16 protein-coding genes and 3 pseudogenes are annotated in these 18527 nt (G+C 53.6%); 10 read left to right on the forward strand and 9 right to left on the reverse strand.

The genetic code is table 11. From position 1 onward, the window contains the following. Positions 1 to 45 precede the first annotated feature (45 nt). The 10 genes and pseudogenes from tnpC to ACYZUA_RS16785 all read left to right on the forward strand — a co-directional run. Positions 46 to 960: pseudogene (gene tnpC / locus ACYZUA_RS16740) on the forward strand (IS66 family transposase); the annotation flags it as partial. 3 nt (positions 961 to 963) lie between these two features. Further along, a complete protein-coding gene (locus ACYZUA_RS16745; RefSeq protein WP_461959744.1) occupies positions 964 to 1542 on the forward strand; it encodes a plasmid pRiA4b ORF-3 family protein in 579 nt (192 codons plus the stop codon). Positions 1543 to 2029: 487 nt separating this feature from the next. Next, positions 2030 to 2848 (forward strand): ABC transporter substrate-binding protein, encoded by an 819-nt coding sequence (locus ACYZUA_RS16750; protein ID WP_461959745.1) that lies wholly within the window; start codon positions 2030 to 2032, stop codon positions 2846 to 2848. Between the two features lie 246 nt (positions 2849 to 3094). After that, positions 3095 to 3760 (forward strand): amino acid ABC transporter permease, encoded by a 666-nt coding sequence (locus ACYZUA_RS16755; protein ID WP_461959746.1) that lies wholly within the window; start codon positions 3095 to 3097, stop codon positions 3758 to 3760. Between the two features lie 10 nt (positions 3761 to 3770). Continuing rightward, the gene (locus ACYZUA_RS16760) at positions 3771 to 4418 is read left to right on the forward strand and encodes an amino acid ABC transporter permease (protein ID WP_461959747.1); all 648 of its coding nucleotides are present in this window, start codon (positions 3771 to 3773) and stop codon (positions 4416 to 4418) included. Beyond that, positions 4411 to 5133: an amino acid ABC transporter ATP-binding protein gene (locus ACYZUA_RS16765; RefSeq protein ID WP_461959748.1), complete on the forward strand. Its 723-nt coding sequence runs from the start codon at positions 4411 to 4413 to the stop codon at positions 5131 to 5133. Before ACYZUA_RS16760 ends, ACYZUA_RS16765 begins: the two co-directional genes overlap by 8 nt. A 71-nt stretch (positions 5134 to 5204) precedes the next feature. Then, positions 5205 to 6485, forward strand: a complete 1281-nt coding sequence (locus ACYZUA_RS16770) for an NAD(P)/FAD-dependent oxidoreductase (protein ID WP_461959749.1) — start codon at positions 5205 to 5207, stop codon at positions 6483 to 6485. A gap of 307 nt (positions 6486 to 6792) precedes the next feature. After that, a complete protein-coding gene (gene lhpI / locus ACYZUA_RS16775; RefSeq protein WP_461959750.1) occupies positions 6793 to 7728 on the forward strand; it encodes a bifunctional Delta(1)-pyrroline-2-carboxylate/Delta(1)-piperideine-2-carboxylate reductase in 936 nt (311 codons plus the stop codon). Between the two features lie 281 nt (positions 7729 to 8009). Beyond that, positions 8010 to 8231, forward strand: a pseudogene (locus ACYZUA_RS16780) (aconitase X swivel domain-containing protein); the annotation flags it as partial. A gap of 109 nt (positions 8232 to 8340) precedes the next feature. Then, positions 8341 to 8505, forward strand: a pseudogene (locus ACYZUA_RS16785) (transcriptional regulator); the annotation flags it as partial. A 352-nt stretch (positions 8506 to 8857) separates the two neighbouring features. Here the strand turns inward: ACYZUA_RS16785 and ACYZUA_RS16790 are convergent. The 9 genes from ACYZUA_RS16790 to ACYZUA_RS16830 all read right to left on the reverse strand — a co-directional run bounded on the left by ACYZUA_RS16790 (position 8858) and on the right by ACYZUA_RS16830 (position 18349). Next, positions 8858 to 9094, reverse strand: coding sequence for an AbrB/MazE/SpoVT family DNA-binding domain-containing protein (locus ACYZUA_RS16790; protein WP_461959751.1), 237 nt, complete (start codon positions 9092 to 9094; stop codon positions 8858 to 8860). Between the two features lie 670 nt (positions 9095 to 9764). Beyond that, entirely contained in the window at positions 9765 to 10544 is a 780-nt protein-coding gene (locus tag ACYZUA_RS16795) for an IclR family transcriptional regulator (protein ID WP_461959752.1), read from the reverse strand. A gap of 97 nt (positions 10545 to 10641) precedes the next feature. After that, a complete protein-coding gene (locus ACYZUA_RS16800) occupies positions 10642 to 11232 on the reverse strand; it encodes a sarcosine oxidase subunit gamma (protein ID WP_461959753.1) in 591 nt (196 codons plus the stop codon). Position 11233: 1 nt separating this feature from the next. Beyond that, the gene (locus tag ACYZUA_RS16805) at positions 11234 to 14131 is read right to left on the reverse strand and encodes a 2Fe-2S iron-sulfur cluster-binding protein (protein ID WP_461959754.1); all 2898 of its coding nucleotides are present in this window, start codon (positions 14129 to 14131) and stop codon (positions 11234 to 11236) included. Further along, positions 14128 to 14433 (reverse strand): sarcosine oxidase subunit delta, encoded by a 306-nt coding sequence (locus ACYZUA_RS16810; protein ID WP_461959755.1) that lies wholly within the window; start codon positions 14431 to 14433, stop codon positions 14128 to 14130. The genes ACYZUA_RS16805 and ACYZUA_RS16810 overlap by 4 nt, the downstream gene beginning before the upstream one ends. A 13-nt stretch (positions 14434 to 14446) precedes the next feature. Further along, a complete protein-coding gene (locus ACYZUA_RS16815; RefSeq protein ID WP_461959756.1) occupies positions 14447 to 15688 on the reverse strand; it encodes an FAD-dependent oxidoreductase in 1242 nt (413 codons plus the stop codon). Next, positions 15670 to 16575, reverse strand: coding sequence for a bifunctional methylenetetrahydrofolate dehydrogenase/methenyltetrahydrofolate cyclohydrolase FolD (gene folD / locus ACYZUA_RS16820; RefSeq protein WP_461959757.1), 906 nt, complete (start codon positions 16573 to 16575; stop codon positions 15670 to 15672). Before folD ends, ACYZUA_RS16815 begins: the two co-directional genes overlap by 19 nt. Continuing rightward, positions 16572 to 17438 carry a formyltetrahydrofolate deformylase gene (purU, locus tag ACYZUA_RS16825; protein WP_461959758.1) on the reverse strand — a complete coding sequence of 289 codons (867 nt, stop codon included), beginning with the start codon at positions 17436 to 17438 and terminating at the stop codon, positions 16572 to 16574. Before purU ends, folD begins: the two co-directional genes overlap by 4 nt. Before the next feature lie 305 nt (positions 17439 to 17743). After that, positions 17744 to 18349 (reverse strand): helix-turn-helix domain-containing protein, encoded by a 606-nt coding sequence (locus ACYZUA_RS16830; protein ID WP_461964018.1) that lies wholly within the window; start codon positions 18347 to 18349, stop codon positions 17744 to 17746. Positions 18350 to 18527 lie beyond the last annotated feature (178 nt).

The following is an 18527-nucleotide window of genomic DNA, read 5'->3' on the forward strand; positions in this document are numbered from 1 at the left end:
CGCTTTGTCTGGCCGCAAGCAACCAGCGGCAGTGCGTCACTGACGACCCTGGCCGACTGGGTCGGCCAGAGCAGTCAGTTGCTGCGACCACTGATCAACGCCCTTGAGCGCCATGTCATGAGCGGCCATAAAGTCCATGCCGACGACACGCCGATTGGCGTGCTCGCGCCGGGCAACGGCAAGACCAAAACGGCTCGTCTGTGGACTTACGTGCGGGACGACCGACCTGCCGGTGACACGACACCGGCGGCGGTATGGTTTGCCTAATCGCCGGATCGCATGGGGCAACATCCCCGCGCTCATCTCAAGAGCTTCAGCGGTATCTTGCAGGCTGACGGCTACGCCGGTTTTGCTCAGCTGTATGCCACGGGCACTATTGAGGAAGCCGCGTGCTGGGATCACGCCCGCCGCAAGTTTTACGATGTCTACAAAGACCTGGCTTCACCACTTGCCGCCGAGGCGCTGCAACGGATTGCGGCTTTGTATGTCATCGAAAGTGAGATTCGAGGACAACCGCCCAATCTGCGAAAAGCGGTTCGGCAAAGCCGAGCAAGTCCGCTGCTGGAACAACTACACACTTAGCTTAACCAGACGCTGACTCAACTGTCGAAAAAATCGGCATTAGGCGGTGCGATCCTCTATGCCCTCAATCGGTGGCAGGCGTTGACGCGCTACTGTGATGACGGCCGAGTCGAGATCGACAACAACGCCGCCGAACGGGCGCTGCGCGCCTTGGCGTTGGGTCGCAAAAATTACCTGTTTGTCGGTTCCGATGCCGGCGGAGAACGAGCGGCTGCGATTTACAGCCTGGTGGGTTCGTCCAAACTCAACGACCTGAACCCGCAAGCCTATTTGACACACGTGCTGGAGCGCATCGCCGAACACCCGATCAATCGGGTCGACGAACTGCTGCCCTGGAACGTTTCTCTCACCCCTACGGAACTCTGCGAGGCCGCCTGATCCATGGTCAAAACTGTTCGCTTGCCAAAACCCGAACCTGATTTGTTGCTACTGCACATTGAATTGAAGTGGATCGAACCTGCCATCTGGCGCCGTGTGGCGGTGCCCGAGAATATCACCTTGGGCAAATTGCACACGGTGATCCAGTTCGCGATGGGCTGGGAGGGCGGACATATGCATGAGTTTGAAATTGCCGGTGAAAATTACGGTACTCCCGACTCAGATGGGTGGGGCCCACCCGTGAACTCGGAAACCCGCAAGACTCTGATCAAAGCGTTGAACGGGAAAAAGACGTTCCGCTACCTCTACGACTTTGGCGACGGCTGGGATCACCGGATCAAAGTCGAGAAGAAATTGCCCGCTGGAACCTGTCCTCAAGTGCCGTATTGCATCGACGGCGCCAATGCTTGCCCACCGGAGGATATTGGCGGTGGGCCGGGTTTTGCCGACTTTCTTGAAGTGATGGCTGACCCCAACCACCCAGAGCATGAAGACATGCTGGAGTGGCATGGCAGTACCTTCGATCCAGCAGTTTTTGAATGGGAACGTGTCAACCAATTGTTAAAGGAGATTAGGGTCTGAGATGCAAGGCGGTGTAGCTCGGACGGTTACGCCTCGACCACAGCAAGCAGGAGCCGTATGCGGTAATACCGTACGTGCGGATTGTGCGGGGGGAGGCAGGTGACTGCCATCCCTACCGCGACCGATAGCTGGTGGCCTAGCTCAGGGAGTAAACGACTCTTTCAACCCAGCCGCGCGGCACTAATGCTTCACATCAAGGCACGCTTTTTGGTCTACGGTCTCCACATATCATTAGCCGATAAAAATGTTACTGAACCGACCTCGTTCGGAGCGCCTGGTACGAGGAGTGCTCCAATTTGTAACACTTCGCCATCAATCGAAAACGAGCCCACCCTATTTAGCAAACGCCAATCAGGCCTGAACCCGCTCTGTCGCGCCAATTTAGGCAACGAAAGTGATCCCGCTGACGAAATGGCACGTCGTTTGCTAAATAAACTTTCGTATACGAAACAAATTATCCGGCGCTACAGATTATTTAGGGGTTTTTATGAAAAAATTGGCTCATGCGGTTCTTTTCACAGCCATGATCGGCGGCACCTATGCCGGCACCGTCCAGGCAGACAAGCTGGATAGCATTATCGATTCGGGCAAGCTTCGCTGCGCCGTAACACTGGACTTTCCGCCAATGGGGTTTAGGGACGAAGCGAACAAGCCTGCAGGCTTTGACGTAGATTACTGCAATGACTTGGCGAAGGTGCTGGGCGTAGAAGCCGAGATTGTAGAAACGCCTTTCCCCGATCGTATTCCAGCGCTGATGTCTGATCGTGCAGATGTCATTGTGGCTTCCACCTCCGATACGCTTGAGCGAGCAAAAACCATCGGCATGTCGATTCCATACTTTGCCTTCCAACTGGTCGTGCTCACTCGCGATGATGCGAAGATTAATAGCTTCGATGATTTGAAAGGGCGAGCAGTTGGCAACACAGCGGGCAATTTCGAGGGTATTGCTCTTGAAAAAGACGTAAAAAAATGGGGGGACGGGACTTATCGGGCCTACCAGTCGCAGAATGATACCATCCTCGCTGTGGCCCAAGGGCATATTGACGCTACGGTAATCACCAACACCATTGCGGTTGCCACCATCAAGTCCGGTAAATACAAGAATCTCAAAATCGCAGGCAACGCACCGTACACTCTGGATTACGTTTCCTTGGGCGTAAAGCGGAATGAGTATGGACTACTCAACTATCTAAATATTTTCATTAATCAGCAAGTGCGGAACGGCCGTTACGAAGAACTCAACAAGAAATGGATTAGTGCAGAGTTGCCCCCTACGGATCTTATCGTCCCCAAGGTCTACTATTAAGTTTGTTGTCGTGATCGATTAGATTTAGTGCGGGTGCTTAAGTATCTAAAAATTTGCATATAGCAAACGCTCTCCCCTGAGAAAGAGTAGGCTCGTGCCATCTTCGTCGGTGCGGGTCTAAATACTCGAAGGTGGATTAATTTTGGCAAACTGATGATTGAGTTGCCGTTAGGCTTCAGCACCCCTTGTCTGCAATGTGAGACCCTGTAGAGCCGGATCTAATAGCGCTCGGAGATATTATTATTTATGTTTGATTACTCTTTCCAGTGGCGAACGGCGTTGCGAGCTCTACCGGACATGCTGGGAGGCGCCTTAGTTACGTTTGAGACTGCGGCGTTGTCCATGATTTTCGGAGTACTGTTAGCCCTGACATTGACCGTGATGCGTGAGGCGCCTAGCCTTTTCATGCGAGGGTTCGGGAACAGTTGGGTTTCTTTAGCGCGGAATACGCCCGCGCTCTTCCAGGTATACATCCTGTATTTTGGACTGGGCTCTCTAGGGATTCATGTGAGTTCTTGGGCCGCGTTGTTGGCCGGTATTACATTCAACAACGCAGGTTATTTGGCAGAATATTTCCGTGGAGGGCTTAAGGCTGTACCTGGTACTCAAATGCGGGCAGCGAGATCATTGGGCATGAGTGCCTTTCAGGCCTATCGCATGATCATAGTTCCTCAATTGCTCCGAATAGTTTTCTATCCGCTGAGTAACCAGATGGTCTGGGCAGTCTTGATGACCTCTTTGGGGGTCATTGTTGGTCTCACTGACGACCTTACAGGCATCACTCAGAGTTACAACGTAAAGACCTTCCGAACCTTTGAGTATTTTGCCATCGCAGCCGTGCTTTATTACTTGATCGCCAAACTCATTGTTGTCCTGGCGCGCCTAATGAGCTGGCGACTATTCCGCTACTGAGGAGCTGTAAATGTTCTCCACCAGCCTAACTGCTAGCGACTTGTTATTTTTGTTGCATGGCGCATGGGTGACCCTGCAGTTAACATTTGTCGCAATGATTATTGGTACATTCGCCGGGGTGATTTTTGGTCTACTCCGTGCGATATTTCCTTATGGTTCTATGCCGCTGGCGTGGGTGTTGGATATATTCCGCAGCGTACCGTTGCTGATACAGTTTGTGTTGGTAAACTCACTCAAAAGTATTGTCGGTCTCAATATAAGTGCGTTCACCGTAGGGTGTGTAGTGCTGGGTGTATACGCTGCGGCCTACATAACAGAGATAGTTCGTAGCGGTGTGTTGGTAGTATCACCATCGATCAGGCGTGCAAGTCGATCGCTCGGAATGAGTTATTGGCAAGATATGCGTTACATAGTTCTGCCTATGGCTATGCGTGTAAGCTTCCCGGGCTGGCTGAACCTCGTGCTTGGATTGATGAAAGACACCGCACTAGTGATGTGGATTGGTATAGTTGAGCTTCTGCGTTCATCTCAAACTATCGTTACGCGTATTCAAGAGCCGTTATTAGTGCTTTGTATCGCGGGAATTATTTATTATGTCATGAGCCTGGTGGTGGCGCGCTTAGGGGCCGGTCTAGAGAAGAGGTGGCAAAATGATTGAGATTACCAACGTTCATAAGTCTTTTGGCAAACTGGAAGTTGTTAAAGGCGTAAGCTTGCAAGTTGAGAAAGGGGAGGTCGTCTCGATCATTGGCGGCTCAGGTTCTGGAAAGTCAACTCTGCTTATGTGTATCAATGGGCTCGAACCGATTCAGAAAGGCAGCATTCGAGTCGACGGCGTAGAGGTGCATAATAAAGAAACCAATATCAATAAACTTCGCCAGAAAATAGGCATTGTTTTTCAGCAGTGGAATGCCTTTCCGCACCTCACTGTGCTTGAAAACGTTATGCTCGCGCCGAGAAAGGTACTGGGGAAGTCTAAACAAGAAGCCGAAGCTATCGCAGTCCAGCAATTGCAGCACGTTGGGCTGGGTGAAAAGCTAAAAACCTTCCCGGGGAAGCTCTCCGGCGGTCAACAACAGCGGATGGCAATTGCGCGCGCACTCGCGATGTCTCCTGATTATATGCTGTTCGATGAGGCAACATCTGCTCTTGACCCCCAACTTGTGGGCGAAGTACTTGACACAATGCGCATGCTTGCCGAAGACGGTATGACGATGGTCTTGGTAACCCACGAAATTCGTTTTGCTCGTGACGTATCAGACCGCGTGGCATTTTTCCGGAACGGGCTAGTACATGAAATCGGTACCCCAGACCAAGTGATCGGAAATCCAACACGGCCAGAAACGATTGAATTTTTGCGCTCAATAAAATGAATTGCACGGGATCTTATTTTAGTCAGACCCCAGTTATTCCTTGAACGTAGCGTGTTAAGGCGAAATACAGCATGAATAGCAAACCCAGCTGTGCCGTGATCGGCGCGGGATTCGTAGGAATATGTACAGCCCTGAAATTTATTGAGAAGGGCTTTGCGGTTACTCTTTACGATCGCCAAGGCCCAGGGCTCGGAGCATCCTTCGGAAATGCCGGTTTCATTGCGACCGAATTGGTGAATCCACTTGCTACCGCGCAGGCGATTCGAAAAGCGATCCCGCTGCTGCTCGATCGTCACGGCGCGCTTCGTGTCCCATTGGGCAACTGGGCCCAAAGCGTACCGTGGATGTTTCGCTTTGCGGCTTCCGCACGACCAGCAGTGGTTCAAGGTACACGTCAAGCGCTGGCAAGCCTTCAGCGACTCGCAGTCCCCGCCTGGAAAGACCTACTAGGGCAGGAGCGGCTCCTGGATCAGTTGGTTCCGACTCACTATATGAAGGTATGGGAAGATAGTACCCGAGTGGCGGCAGCCCGCGCGGAACAGGCCTTTTACAACCACTGGGGCACTGAAGCTGAATTTGCTGACCAGCGGCGCGTCGCTGAGTTGGAGCCTGTGCTTAAGGGCCGAGTCCATCATGCTGTGCTTCTACCCTATGCTCATCGCGTGCGAGACCCGTACCAACTTAGCCTGGCGCTGTTCAAAGCTTTCACCTTGCGTGGCGGGAAACTTAAAAAAGAGGACGTGTGGGAGGTTCGCCCCATATCTGGATCTGTCACGGTTACCTCTACTACCGCTCAGAAGTCTTTTACTCATGCAGTTGTCTGTGCAGGAGCCCATAGCGCCAAGTTGATGCAACCTCTAGGATTGCGTGTGCCGCTTATGGCCGAACGCGGCTACCACTTGAACCTCACGCGAGCGAAGGGTCTTCTCAACGGGCCGATATGTTCGGCGGATCGAAATGTCTTCTTCAACCCATTGGATGAAGCCCTTCGCGTAGTAGGCTTCAGTGAGATGGGCGGAGTGGATTTGCCACCTGTTCCGGAGCGCTTTGATACGCTGAGGTGGCATTTCAATGGCCTATTTCCTGGTTCCGAACATCTTCTCACTGGAGCTTCTGAGTGGATGGGGATGCGGCCCACCTTGCCCGACTCGAAGCCAATTATCGATACGCACCCTGCATTTCCGAACTTGGGTTTTGTTTTTGGACATTCTCACGTCGGTTTAACACTGGCGGCAGCAACAGCAGACCTTATCAGTAGCCGGATGATTTTGGGCGAAGACAAAATCGATCTCTCACCTTTTAAAGCCACACGTTTTGTTCTGTCTGGCGATTTTAACTCCCCGACAGGTTAAGGGTTGCACAACTGACCAATAAAGAAGAGAGAATCTAATTAATCCGAGGCTGCTGAAGATTCGCATGTTCGAATTATTCAGCAGCTTGTCAAAAATAAGTTTACAAAATTAAGTTTACAAAATTAAGTCTACGTTGTTAGCTTTTGCGCAACTCAGTAATTTTCTAGCGAGGCGTTATTTGCCCTATGGTTAAGTGCGGCCTCCTGAGCGCACGAGTGAACTCTCGTCATTAGATTTAAAACTGAGAACTACTCGCAAAAAATTTACCAAAAGCAACAAAACAACCGAGAGAGGTATAGGGATCATTATGTCTACCCATGGCAACGCTTTGCCCATTCCAGTGTGCAACCAAGAAGAAACAGCTAAATTATTAGATTTTAAACGGCTCGTTGATGCGGTTGCAGTCGCTGCAGCCGAGTTGGAGCGCGGGACTATCCTTAGCCCTGAACGAATGGTCGTCCCAATAAGCGGAGAGAATGTCCTCCTGAGCATGCCGGCTACGACGCATGACATTTGCATCCATAAGCTGGTATGCGTAATGCCATCCAATGCTAAACTGGGACTACCCACTATCAACGGTACCGTTACCGTCTGTGACTCGGCGAAAGGCCAAGTGATGTGCCTTCTTGATGGCCCTGAACTGACAGGCAGACGAACCGCTGCAGTTACCATGCTCGCCATTCGAAACTTTTTGAAAAAAGAGCCTGAAGTCATTCTCCTCTACGGAACGGGTGTTCAGGCTCGTTACCACTTGCAGGCGATCAATGCACTGCATCCGCAGACTAAGGTATTAGTCCGAGGCCTGAACGAGCAAATGGTTCAGGACTTCTGCACTGGCAATAGTCAGTACCACCCACACTTGAGCCCCTGCCCCGTAGAGCTCCCCAGCGGTGTTGACGTAGTCATCACGGTGACCACCAGCACCAAAGCCGTCTATGATGAAGACGCCGTGGTTGGTCGTCTTGTTATCGGGGTAGGCGCATTCAAGCCTGACATGGCGGAAATCGGTGCGACCACATTGTCGGGCAGCGATATTTATGCTGACGATCCACCAGGCGCCATGCACGAGGCCGGTGACCTGATTCAAGCCGGCGTTGACTGGACTCGCGTCAAATCTTTAGCTACCGCACTGAATAATGAATTAGATCCTGCGCGCCCTGTTGTCTTCAAAAGTGTGGGAACCGCGGCTTGGGATCTAGCTGCGGCACGGGTCGCCTTGGCAGCCTTGGGTCTCAACGCTTAAAGCCTGTTCATGTTGGATGAGCCTTAATACTAGTGGCTGAGCACCGGAGAGGTGGCACTAGACGCCTCTCCCCTTAGTTACAATGGTACACCCACTCTTAACGATTAGGGAGGCTGCTCGGCTAAACATGTGTGGCGCTAACTAGTGGGTGTTTGCTTAATTCGTTTATCTATTTAAAATATTTGGTCGCGTGTTTCTGGGTGACTTAGGTTAACGAACTACCCGTACAGGCCGCTAGATGCGAGGTGCTCCGCCTGCTGATAGAGAATCGGAGGTGTCGAATGTTAAGTAAGCCCTATGTCGGGTGGTGCCTTATTGACGGCTCAGCGCAAGGAAGATTGCTGTATGCGGATGTTGGTCTGAGCTTTTGGGGTGGAGTAGATTCACTCACTGGAGAAATTATCGATCAACACCATTTGTCAGTTGGAAAACGTCTTGCTGGCTGTGTGTTCACTATTCCGGGCGGTCGAGGCTTTTGTACGGGTAGCAGTGTAACGATGCAATTTCACAAGCGCATGCAACGAATAAATTTATTTAGGCGGTAGAATTTTCACTCAGCGACGCGACCGCTTTGGCTGAGTTGTATCCGTATAGTAAACAAATGGAGTTTATATGTCGCAAACAACCTTGGGAGTTAAGCTAAAAATTAAGGATATTGAACGACTAAAAGTAGCGGCTGCTTCTATAGACCGAACCCCGCACTGGTTGATTAAGCAAGCGGCGTTGAATTGGCTGTCTCGGGTAGAGTCTGGGGATGCAATTGCCGATTTGATAGGTTCCGACCATGTTGATAGTGATGCCCAAAAACATAGTGTAAGAAATAGGAGTCAAGAATAATTTAGGGTGTTTGGAATGGGGTTTGCTCGCACGGACAATTACTTGTCCAGTGTCGTAAAAATAGGCCGCTATATTGCAGAGGTATCTGTGTAGGGCGGAGTGCATTATGAAACAGTGATCTGTTTGCATTCGTAGTAAGTTAATGGGCGGTGTAGCTAGTTATCAGTACGGGTAGTTCGTTAATTGAACTCGCCCAGAAAGATACGGCCAAATAATTTAAATAGATAAACCAATTGTAAAACAGGCCGCTAGCTGAGGGTGGTAATATCTTGCACACCCCCCTGGAATTCGATCAAAGAATGGCCGGGCCACGGGGTTCCCTGCGCATTGGTACTGCCTTGTCGCCAGCCTCACTACGTATTCGATTCGCCATTTGAGGCTTTTTTGATAGGACTAGGCATCGCGTATTGCCGACAAACTCCTCGATCAAATACAGCGAGTCGCCAACATCGAGTTCCAGTTCCTGCAGCGCCTCATCGGGAATTCGAATTGCGCCGTCGCCGTCCCATTCTTCGATGATGATTTTCATAGGTGGCTTTCTCACGTGTGGTCTCCATTGCTTCTGATCCGCCAAGCAGTTCAACGCCCGTAGATTCCCGGCGACACGGTCGCGGTAGGGATGGCAGTTACCTGCCACCCCCCGCACAGATCCGTACGTGCGGAACTACCGCATACGGCTCCTGCCTCGGGTATGTGACGCGAAGCGATCCTCAGGGTAAGGATGTGCATTTCTGGGTCTAGGTATGTAGAGGTCGGCGAGGCGTTCGTAGCGTGACCATTGAAGTCTATTGCGCTGGCTGCGCCGTTTGAGGGCTTGCCGCCATAGACGGCAGACCGCTGAACGAAAGCCACCAAGACGTATCAGGTTTCCCGGCACCGCAGTTTGGCCATTCCGCAAGGGAAATTCACCCTCTTTCTCGCGTAGCAATATAGCAATTGCGCCGCCCTTACGCACAATGAGACAGGCCTGACCTCGTCGTTGAGTCATGTTATCGGCAAAAGAGGGGAGCCGTTATTCGCAAAGGTGTCGACATGGCCATGTGCCTGATGGGTAACCCTCTAGTTTGTTGCTGCGCCGTTGCAACCGGCAAATGGACTGGCGTCAATACAGCTACGTGGCCAACCATCAGTTACTTTCCGTGATAACAAAGCAAGTCGCGTTAACTATCGCGCGTTCAGCGCGCGCTTCAAATCGTCAATTATGGGACATAGCCTAGCTCGCGGCTGATGTCTGCACTGCACGTCAATAGTAAGTTTTTGAACTGATCCTGCGCACCAGGAGGATCCATCACTGCATCGGGGCCTGAAAGGTTGATCGCAGCAGTGACCGCCCCCTTATGGTCTTTGATCGATGTAGCAATTGCAGTTGAGTAATCAGATCGATGTAGCACCCAGCCACGCTGGCGGTCGTTTAGGATCAGGGCTTGGAGCTCAGGAAGAGTTCGAGGTGCTGGTGAGGGATAGTCGTCCAGCCTGATATGTTGATAGAGCGCCCCTAACTCTATGTCATCCAGCGCGGTCAGCAAAATCCTTCCCATAGCTGTGCAGTGACAAGCGATTCGTGTCCCGATGGGGATGTTGACAGAGAGGCGTTGAGCGGCAAACGCTCGGTATACGTAGAGGCTGTCGGTCTGCTCACGAATAGTCAGATGACAAGACAGCGAAGTACGGTCTCGCAACAGGTTGAGGTGCGGCATAGCGACTTCGACAATATCGCGATTAGCCAGATAGCTAAATCCGTCACTGATGACTCGTGCGCCCAGTTCGTACTGTGTGTTTATCTTATTCAGATAGCCGGTGTTGATGAGCGTGAACAATATCCGGTACACAGCCGAAGTGCTGACGCCCAGCCTTTCAGATATTTCATGGATGTTCAGACTGCGTGTGCTTGCATCGAACAGTCCTAACACGCTTAGCCCCCGAGCCAGGGCCGGCACACTGTAGTCAGTTTCCTTATCCGGCGTGTCGAGAATGGTCATCGTGGCCTCTGATGGAGATATGAGCGAGAGTATTTCGACGGCAATTGTTGAGCAGACTTTGCTGCTCAACAATCTATGCTGTTGCCTGCGTTGAGTTTCAGATCGACGCTTCGATGTCTAGCTCGGCTCCATCGAACTCTCCCATGGCATCCATCAATGCGCCCTTGAAATAGTCCAGAGAAGCGCGATCAAAGAGGATATGAAAAACTGGCGTAGCTACCGAACCCAGATTGATCACAATCACGTTGATACGTGCTGCTGATGTCTGTGCCACGGCACCAGGCGCAAACGCCTGCGGCCGGAGGTCGACACTGCAAAGTTTGGCCATGACCTCGGCAATGTGGACTCCGCTCAGTAGCAGCCAGCCATGACTGTCCTCGCGAGGTAGCAAGTAGTTGGCGCTGTGATCCATTTCCCAACGTGCTTCTTCGCCAGCGATGCGCTCACCACGATCTAGCAAACTGCCCAAGAGCAGAAATTCGGTTTGCGAGAGCCGTACGACATGGCTTCCGTCCGCCTGAGTCACTGCACGATTTGGTGAGTTCGGCAGAATGAATTCTCGTGCCAGCAAATACGCTGCGCTGTCCGTGCCACGAAATCCGACTCTAGGTACTTCGGTCAAATCGACCACGGCGCATCGTTGCAATGGGCTCAGCCCGATATGATTTTCTGCATTGAGGCTGGACATGTCAGAGCTCCTGGCGCTTGTTTTCAGGGTCGAAGAAAGGCAGTTTCACCACGGTAGCATGCACAATTACGCCGTTCTCGACGCGGATCGGAATCTGCTGTCCTGGGGCGCTTTGATCAAAACCTGCGTAAGCCAGGCCAATGATCTGGCCGAGGGATTGCGAATACTCGCAGGAGCTTACGTTGCCACTGATGGCCGGGCCGTTGAGCACCAGATGACCCTCCAGCGGCAAGGGACTGGATTTAGGCAGGGTGAAGCCGACCAGTTTGCGCTTCTGCGGTTGGGCTTCGAGAATGTCCACCGAGCGACGACCCACGAAGAACGGTTTGTTCCGACTGACTGCCCAACCCATATCGATCTCGGCCGGATGGGTCATCCCATCGGTGTCTTGGCTAATGATCACGTGGCCTTTTTCAAGACGCAGTAGACGCTGGGTTTCGACGCCGAAAGGGCGGATATCGAAAGACTTGCCAGCCTCCATCAATGCGTCCCAGAGCTTCAACGCGTGCCGGGCAGGGACGTGAATTTCATAGCCCAGTTCACCGACAAAACCGACTCGCATTAGACGTGCCTTGATCCCGGCCACCGTACCTTGACGCACGCCCAGATACGGGAATCCTTCCGACGATAAATCCAGATTGGTACAGACCTTCTCCAGCACTTTGCGTGAATCCGGCCCTGCGACGTTGACCGCCGAGATCGCGGCCGTGACGTTGGCGATGTCGACGTTCAGCCGCCATTGCGCATTCCACTTGAGCATCTGTTGATAGATGCGATCCACGCCGCTTGTGGTGGCGGTGACGTAGAAATGATTTTCGCTGAAACGTGCACAGACGCCGTCGTCGATCACCACGCCATGTTCGTTGGTCATCAGCGCATAACGTGAGCGACCCACGGGTTGCTTGAGAAAGGCGAAGGTGTACATGCGATTGAGCAGTTCAGCGGCATCCGGGCCACGTACGTCCAGACCGCCGAGGGTCGAGACGTCGATAATGCCGACCTTGTTGCGCACATGCAGCGCTTCGGCCTGCATGCACTTGTCACGGTCACTAGCCTTGCCGTAGTAGGCGGGGCGCTGCCAGATTCCGGCGGGCATCATCTTCGCACCAGCGTCCAAATGCCGCTTGTGCATCGGCGTCTGCCGATAGGGGTCGAAAGCTCGGCCTGCAACGTGGGCCAGTTTTTCCGCTTCAAAGGGTGGTCGCGCGGTGGTCACGCCGGTTTCGCTGATGCTGCGCTGAGTCGAAGCGGCTACCAGCCGCGCGGTTGGCAACGCAGAGTGACGCCCTTGGGACGGCCCCATGCCTACGGTGGAGTAGCGCTTGACCAACTGCACGTCGCGATAGCCAATCCTGGTAGCGTTGATGATGTCGCGCACTTGCAGGTCTTCATCGAAATCGACGAAATCCTTGCCCTTGGGGTGCGGGAAGATCGGCCAAGGGAAGTTGACCTGTGCTTCGGCGTGCATCGGCAAAGGTTTGTTTGTGAGGCCGAGATTGAGCGCGATGACAATCTCTGCGGCAGCATGAGTCGCGTCTGCCAACACGTTCTCCAGCGCGTGATAACCATGGGCGGATCCCGCGACGCCAAGGTTCTTCGGAAGACCTGTGAGTGTGAACTCTGCCAGTTGATCGTCGTACGCTAACTTGCCGCCAGCCTGACACAGCAACTGATACACCGGCATGTAACCGCCGGACATACACAGCAGGTCGCAGTCCAGGGTCAGGCCGCTACTGGCCACCTGGCCTTGACCGGTGATCTTGCGAATGTCGGCACCGTTGACATGGCGCATGCCTTTTTCATGCAGTGCCTCGTAAACAGTACTGCCGAGGTGGCAGGTAATGTCGCGCTTCTCCAGTGCCAACAGCAGGGCTCGGTCAGCCGGATTCACCCGCATGTCCACCAGTGCCGAGACTTCGACACCCTGCTCGTGCAGATCCAGCGCTGCGAGGTAACCGTCATCGTTGCCAGTCAGAACCACAGCGCGTTTGCCCGGTTTAATGGCATACAACTTCATCAGTCGCTGCGCGGCGCTGGTCAGCATCACCCCGGGCAGGTCGTTGTTGCGGAAGATCACCGGCTGATCGAACGAGCCGCTGGCGACAAGGCACTGGGTCGCACGGACTTTGTACATGCGTTTGCCCTGAATCACCGGCAAGTAGTTGTCGGCGAACCAGGCGTTGCAGGTCGCCTTTTTCAGTACATGAATGTTGGCGTGGCCTTCGACGGCGCTGACCAGTTCACGACGTAGGTTTTCGGCGCGGGTACCTTCGAGATCGAAACGGGCATAGGTGAGTGAACCGCCGAGCACAGGTTGTTGCTCGATCAGCAGCACCTTGGCGCCAGAATTGGCGGCAGTCAGTGCGGCCTGCAAACCGGCCGGGCCTGCGCCAATGACCGCCAGATCAGCAAACAGATAGGCCTTGTCGTAATACTCGGGCTGAAACTTCAGGTCGAGTACACCCAGACCGGCCTTCTTGCGGATGATCGGTTCCCAGACTTTCCACATACCTTTTGGCTTGTAGAACGAGCGGTAATAAAAGCCCACCGGCATGAATTTCGAGAACTTGCCGAGGTAGGCATCCTTGTCGTTGTCCAGCGAGCCATTGAAGTTCTGCCCGGTCACCTGCACGCCGTTTTCCAACAGGTAACTGTCGGCGAGCACGTTGGGTTCGCTCGGCAGTTGCACCAGGGTATTGGCGTCTTGCCCAGCCATGGTCAGCGGGCCACGCGGACGGTGGTACTTGAACGAGCGAGACAGTAGAAACCGACCGTTTGCGAGCAGCGCGCTGGCGATGCTGTCACCCTCGAAACCCTGATATGGCTTGCCGTCGAAACTGAAATTAAGCGGCTGATTGCGGTCGATTAGAAGGCCCATGGGAGCGGGTAGGCGGCTCATTTGGAGGTCTCCTTGGGGGTGGCGGCATGGAAGTCGACGCGGGCGTTGAACACTTCCTTAGGATCAAAGGTGCGAAGTATTTCGTCACTGCCAGTGTGGCGCTCTGCCAGGAACCAGTAGCTGGAAGGGTTGTGCATCCACCATTCGCGCACGACGCCCAAGGAGTCCTCGCTATTGAATACGTAGTCGGCCCACTCGGTGTCGGTGCAGGTCTGAGGATCGGGCATCTGCTTGAACTCACCGCCATAGGTGAATTCGCTGATATTGCGCGGCCCGTTGAGCGGGCAAGTCATGACTTTCATCTGTCGCTCTCCGTCAGTGGCTGGCCGCTGTCGCGCCCATTTCGTTAACCTGTTGGAATGTGGAGAAGCGCTCAAGGCCGAACGGCTTGATCAGTTCTGGCACCTTGCCACCGCTTGCCACAAGTTCGGCCATGGTCTTGCCGCAGATGGGCGTGGCCTTAAAGCCCCAAGTGCCCCAACCGGCATCAAGATAGTAATGTTTGACCGGCGACAAGCCCATGATCGGGCTGTAATCAGGGGTCATGTCGGTGATTCCGGCCCATTGACGCATCAGCTTGGCGTTGGCCAAGAACGGGAACATTTCGATGGCGTGGGCCAATAGGCTTTCCTTCAAGTCCAGCGTCGAGCGAGTGTTGAACAGCGGGTACGGGTCAGAGCCGCCACCGAATACCACTTCACCACGGCTGGTCTGCTGCACATAGCAGTGCAGGGCCGACGAACTCACCAGTGGGTCAAGGAAAGGTTTGAATGGCTGGGTGACCATCGCTTGCAGCGGAAAGGTCTGGATTGGCGAACGGATACCGGCCTTTTTCATTAGCTGGGAACTCATGCCCGCCACGGCCTGTACTGCACAGCCGCATTTGATGGTGCCACGATTAGTTTTGACGGCAGTGATGGTGCCATTTTCGATGACCAGCTCCTGCACTTCAGTGAGCTGATGAATCTCCACACCGCGCTTGGCCGCCTGCTTGGCATAACCCCAGGCCACAGCGTCGTGACGAGCGGTGGCACCATCCATATGCCACAAGCCCGCGAGTACTGGGATATGCCCTGGATCGAGATTCAGCGTTGGCACCAGTTCCCGAATCTGCTGACGATCAATCATTTCGGTGCGGCCACCAAAGTGCTTATTGACCTCTGCACGCTGACGGAACGAGCGCACCGTTGCATCGGTGTGCGCCAAGGTCAGTTGGCCGCGTTGGGAGTACATGATGTTGAAGTCGAATTCATTGGATAGGCCCTCGAACATCCGCACCGACTCAGCGTAGAAACGCACGCCTTCGCTTGTCAGATAGTTGGAGCGGATCACGGCTGTGTTGCGTGCTGTGTTGCCTCCGCCCAAGTACCCCTTTTCCAACACCGCAATGTTTGTGATGCCGTGGTACTTCGAAAGGTAATAGGCGGTGGCCAAGCCGTGACCGCCACCACCGATGATCACCACATCATAGGAAGACTTGAGCTCTTTTGGCGCAGGCAGATCCACCTCTACGGGATACTCCGAGCTGAGCCCGTATTTCAGGAGATTGAAAGGCATGGGGCCTCCGAAGAGCTGCGTTGTATGTGGGCTTGCTGTACGGCAGCGATCACCGTGTTTTTCATCAAAAACGCGATGGTCATCGGGCCGACTCCGCCAGGTACCGGGGTAATGGCCGAAACTTGGGGCAGGGCGCTTTCGAGATCGACATCGCCCACCAGATGGCTGCGGCCGTCCTCATCAATGCGATTGATGCCGACGTCGATGACCACCGCGCCGATCTTGAGCCAGCTAGCATCGATCATCCGTGGGCGGCCAACGGCGGCGACCACGATGTCGGCCTGACGGCACAGGGCCCGGGCGTTCATGCTGCGTGAATGCAGTATGGTGACCGAGCAATGAGCCTTGAGTAGCAGGGCGGCCATGGGCTTTCCGACAATGTTGGAACGGCCGACGACCACCGCGTGCTTACCGCTCAGGTCTCCGCAGGCATCCTCCAGCAACTGCATGCAGCCACTTGGGGTGCAAGGCGTCAGAACGTTGCGACCCTGGCTCAGGCCGCCGACGTTTTCGCTGTGAAAACCGTCCACATCCTTGCCCGGAGCGATGGCCTGTAACGCTAGGGGCTCCTCGATGTGCGAGGGCAGCGGCAACTGCAGAAGGATACCGTTGACGCTGTCGTCATCGTTCAACTCGGCGATGAGCTTGAGCAACTGCGTCTGGGTTGTTTCGGCACTCAGGCGATATTCAAGCGAGCGGATGCCGGCTTCTTCGGCACGCAGAATTTTGTTGCGAACGTAAACCTGACTGGCCGGATCCTGGCCAACCAAAATTACCGCCAACGCAGGTTCGATGCCATCGGCTTTGAGGCGTTGGACATCGGCTTTGACCAAAGTCATGATGCGATTGGCGGCAGCTTTCCCATCGATCAGTTTGGAGGTGTTCATCGGAAAATCACCGTTCTGTCCTTGTTAAGGAAGACACGGTGTTCAAGGTGGTATTTCACCGCCTTGGACAGCGCCACGGTTTCGGTGTCGCGTCCAATGGCTACCAAATCCTCTGGCAGATAGGCGTGATCAACACGCTGTACTTCTTGCTCTATGATCGGGCCTTCGTCCAGATCGCTGGTAACGTAGTGAGCGGTGGCGCCGATCAGTTTTACACCACGCTCGTACGCTTGGTGGTATGGCTTTGCGCCCTTGAAACCGGGCAGAAACGAGTGGTGAATGTTGATGGCTTTACCCGAGATCTGCTTGCAGAGATCGTCGGAGAGGATCTGCATGTAACGGGCAAGTACCACCAGATCAGTGCCGGTTTCATCGACCACTTTCATCAGCGCGGCTTCCTGTTGAGCCTTGGTGTCCTTGGTCACCGGCAGGTAGATGAAGCGAATGCCTTCACGCTCGGCCATTGGGCGCAAGTCGAGGTGGTTGGAGACGATGGCGGTGATGTTCATGTCCATCTCGCCTTTGTGGTAGCGATACAGGAGATCGGTGAGGCAGTGGTCGAATTTGCTGACCATCAGCAGCACGCGCATAGGCTCGCGGGTATCGTGCAGTTCCCACTGCATATCGAAACCCTTGGCGACGTCATCGAAACCGGCCTTTAACTGCGCGATGTCGCCGACGTGACCGTCGTTGAAACGGAACACCGCACGCATGAAGAACTTGCCGCTGAATTCATCATCGAACTGCGCCATTTCACCGATGTAGCAAGCGTTGCCTGCAAGGTATGAGGTGATCGCCGCAACGATGCCGGAGGTCGCCGGGCAGCTGATTTTGAGAATGAAATGGTTCTTTTCGTGTTGCATCACGTGTCCTCAGAGATATGGCGGCAGCTGAAAGCAGGTTGAAATTCAGGGGTGAAAAATGTTTTAAGATATGAATAAAAATTCCTCTTGAGAATTAATTATTCTTCGTGCGGATTTATAGGCGAAAGAATCCTGCGAGTCCAGAATTATATGGAAACTTTTTTAACTGTCAGGAATATTTGGCTTTGCTACGTCTGGCGGCCGAGGCGGCCCACGCCCGCAATGCGGTTGTGGATACGCCTGGATGATGGTGGGGGGAGATCAGCGCTGTAAACGCTTTCTTGCGGGTTAATCAGTGGCTTAGATTACTCCGCCTGCGTCCCATAATTCATAATCGACAGCAGTTTAATCGGCACCCTCACCAGCTCTTCCGGGCCATGAGGGATGTCGCCATCGAAGGTCAGGCTGTCCCCAGCCTCCATGTGATACAGCTGGTTACCGTGGCGATAGACAAGTTCGCCCTCCAGCAGGTGCAGAAACTCCGTACCGGGATGGGAGAAGGTCGGAAACTCTTCACTGGCGTCGTCCATGGTAACCATGTACGCCTCGAAGCTTTTTTTCGGCCCGCGAGTGTGGTTGAGCAAGTGATAGGTATGCCCTTTCTCGGTACCTCTGCGTACGACTTCCAATCCGTCATCACGCTTGACGAGCAGCGCGCTGCTACCTGGTTGGTCGTACTGGCTAAACAGCTTCGACATTGGCATACCCAGCACGTCGCATAGCCGGCTCAGATTGTCGAGGCTGGTGGACACTTGAGCGTTTTCGATCTTACTCAACATGCCCTGGCTGATACCTGCAATCCGTGCGACGTCTGAAAGTTTTAGGTCTTGAGCCTGCCGCTGCCGCTTTATCTCAATGCCTAAGTATTGCTCAAGCTTCAATTTCGGCTTTGTTTCGGTTGGCATATTCATCACGTGCGCACTGTTTCCGCTCAGTAAAAAATATTTCGCACTGGGAATGTGCGAAACGTAAAACTCTGTGTAAGGTAGCCCGGTCAGTATTCCTGTCGGGAAATCAATATTCCCATATAAACAGAAAAAAATCTTTCGCCAACGGCGAAATGATCCAGGAATACGATTTTGGCAAGCA

Source organism: Pseudomonas sp. LS2P72 (genome assembly GCF_054897865.1).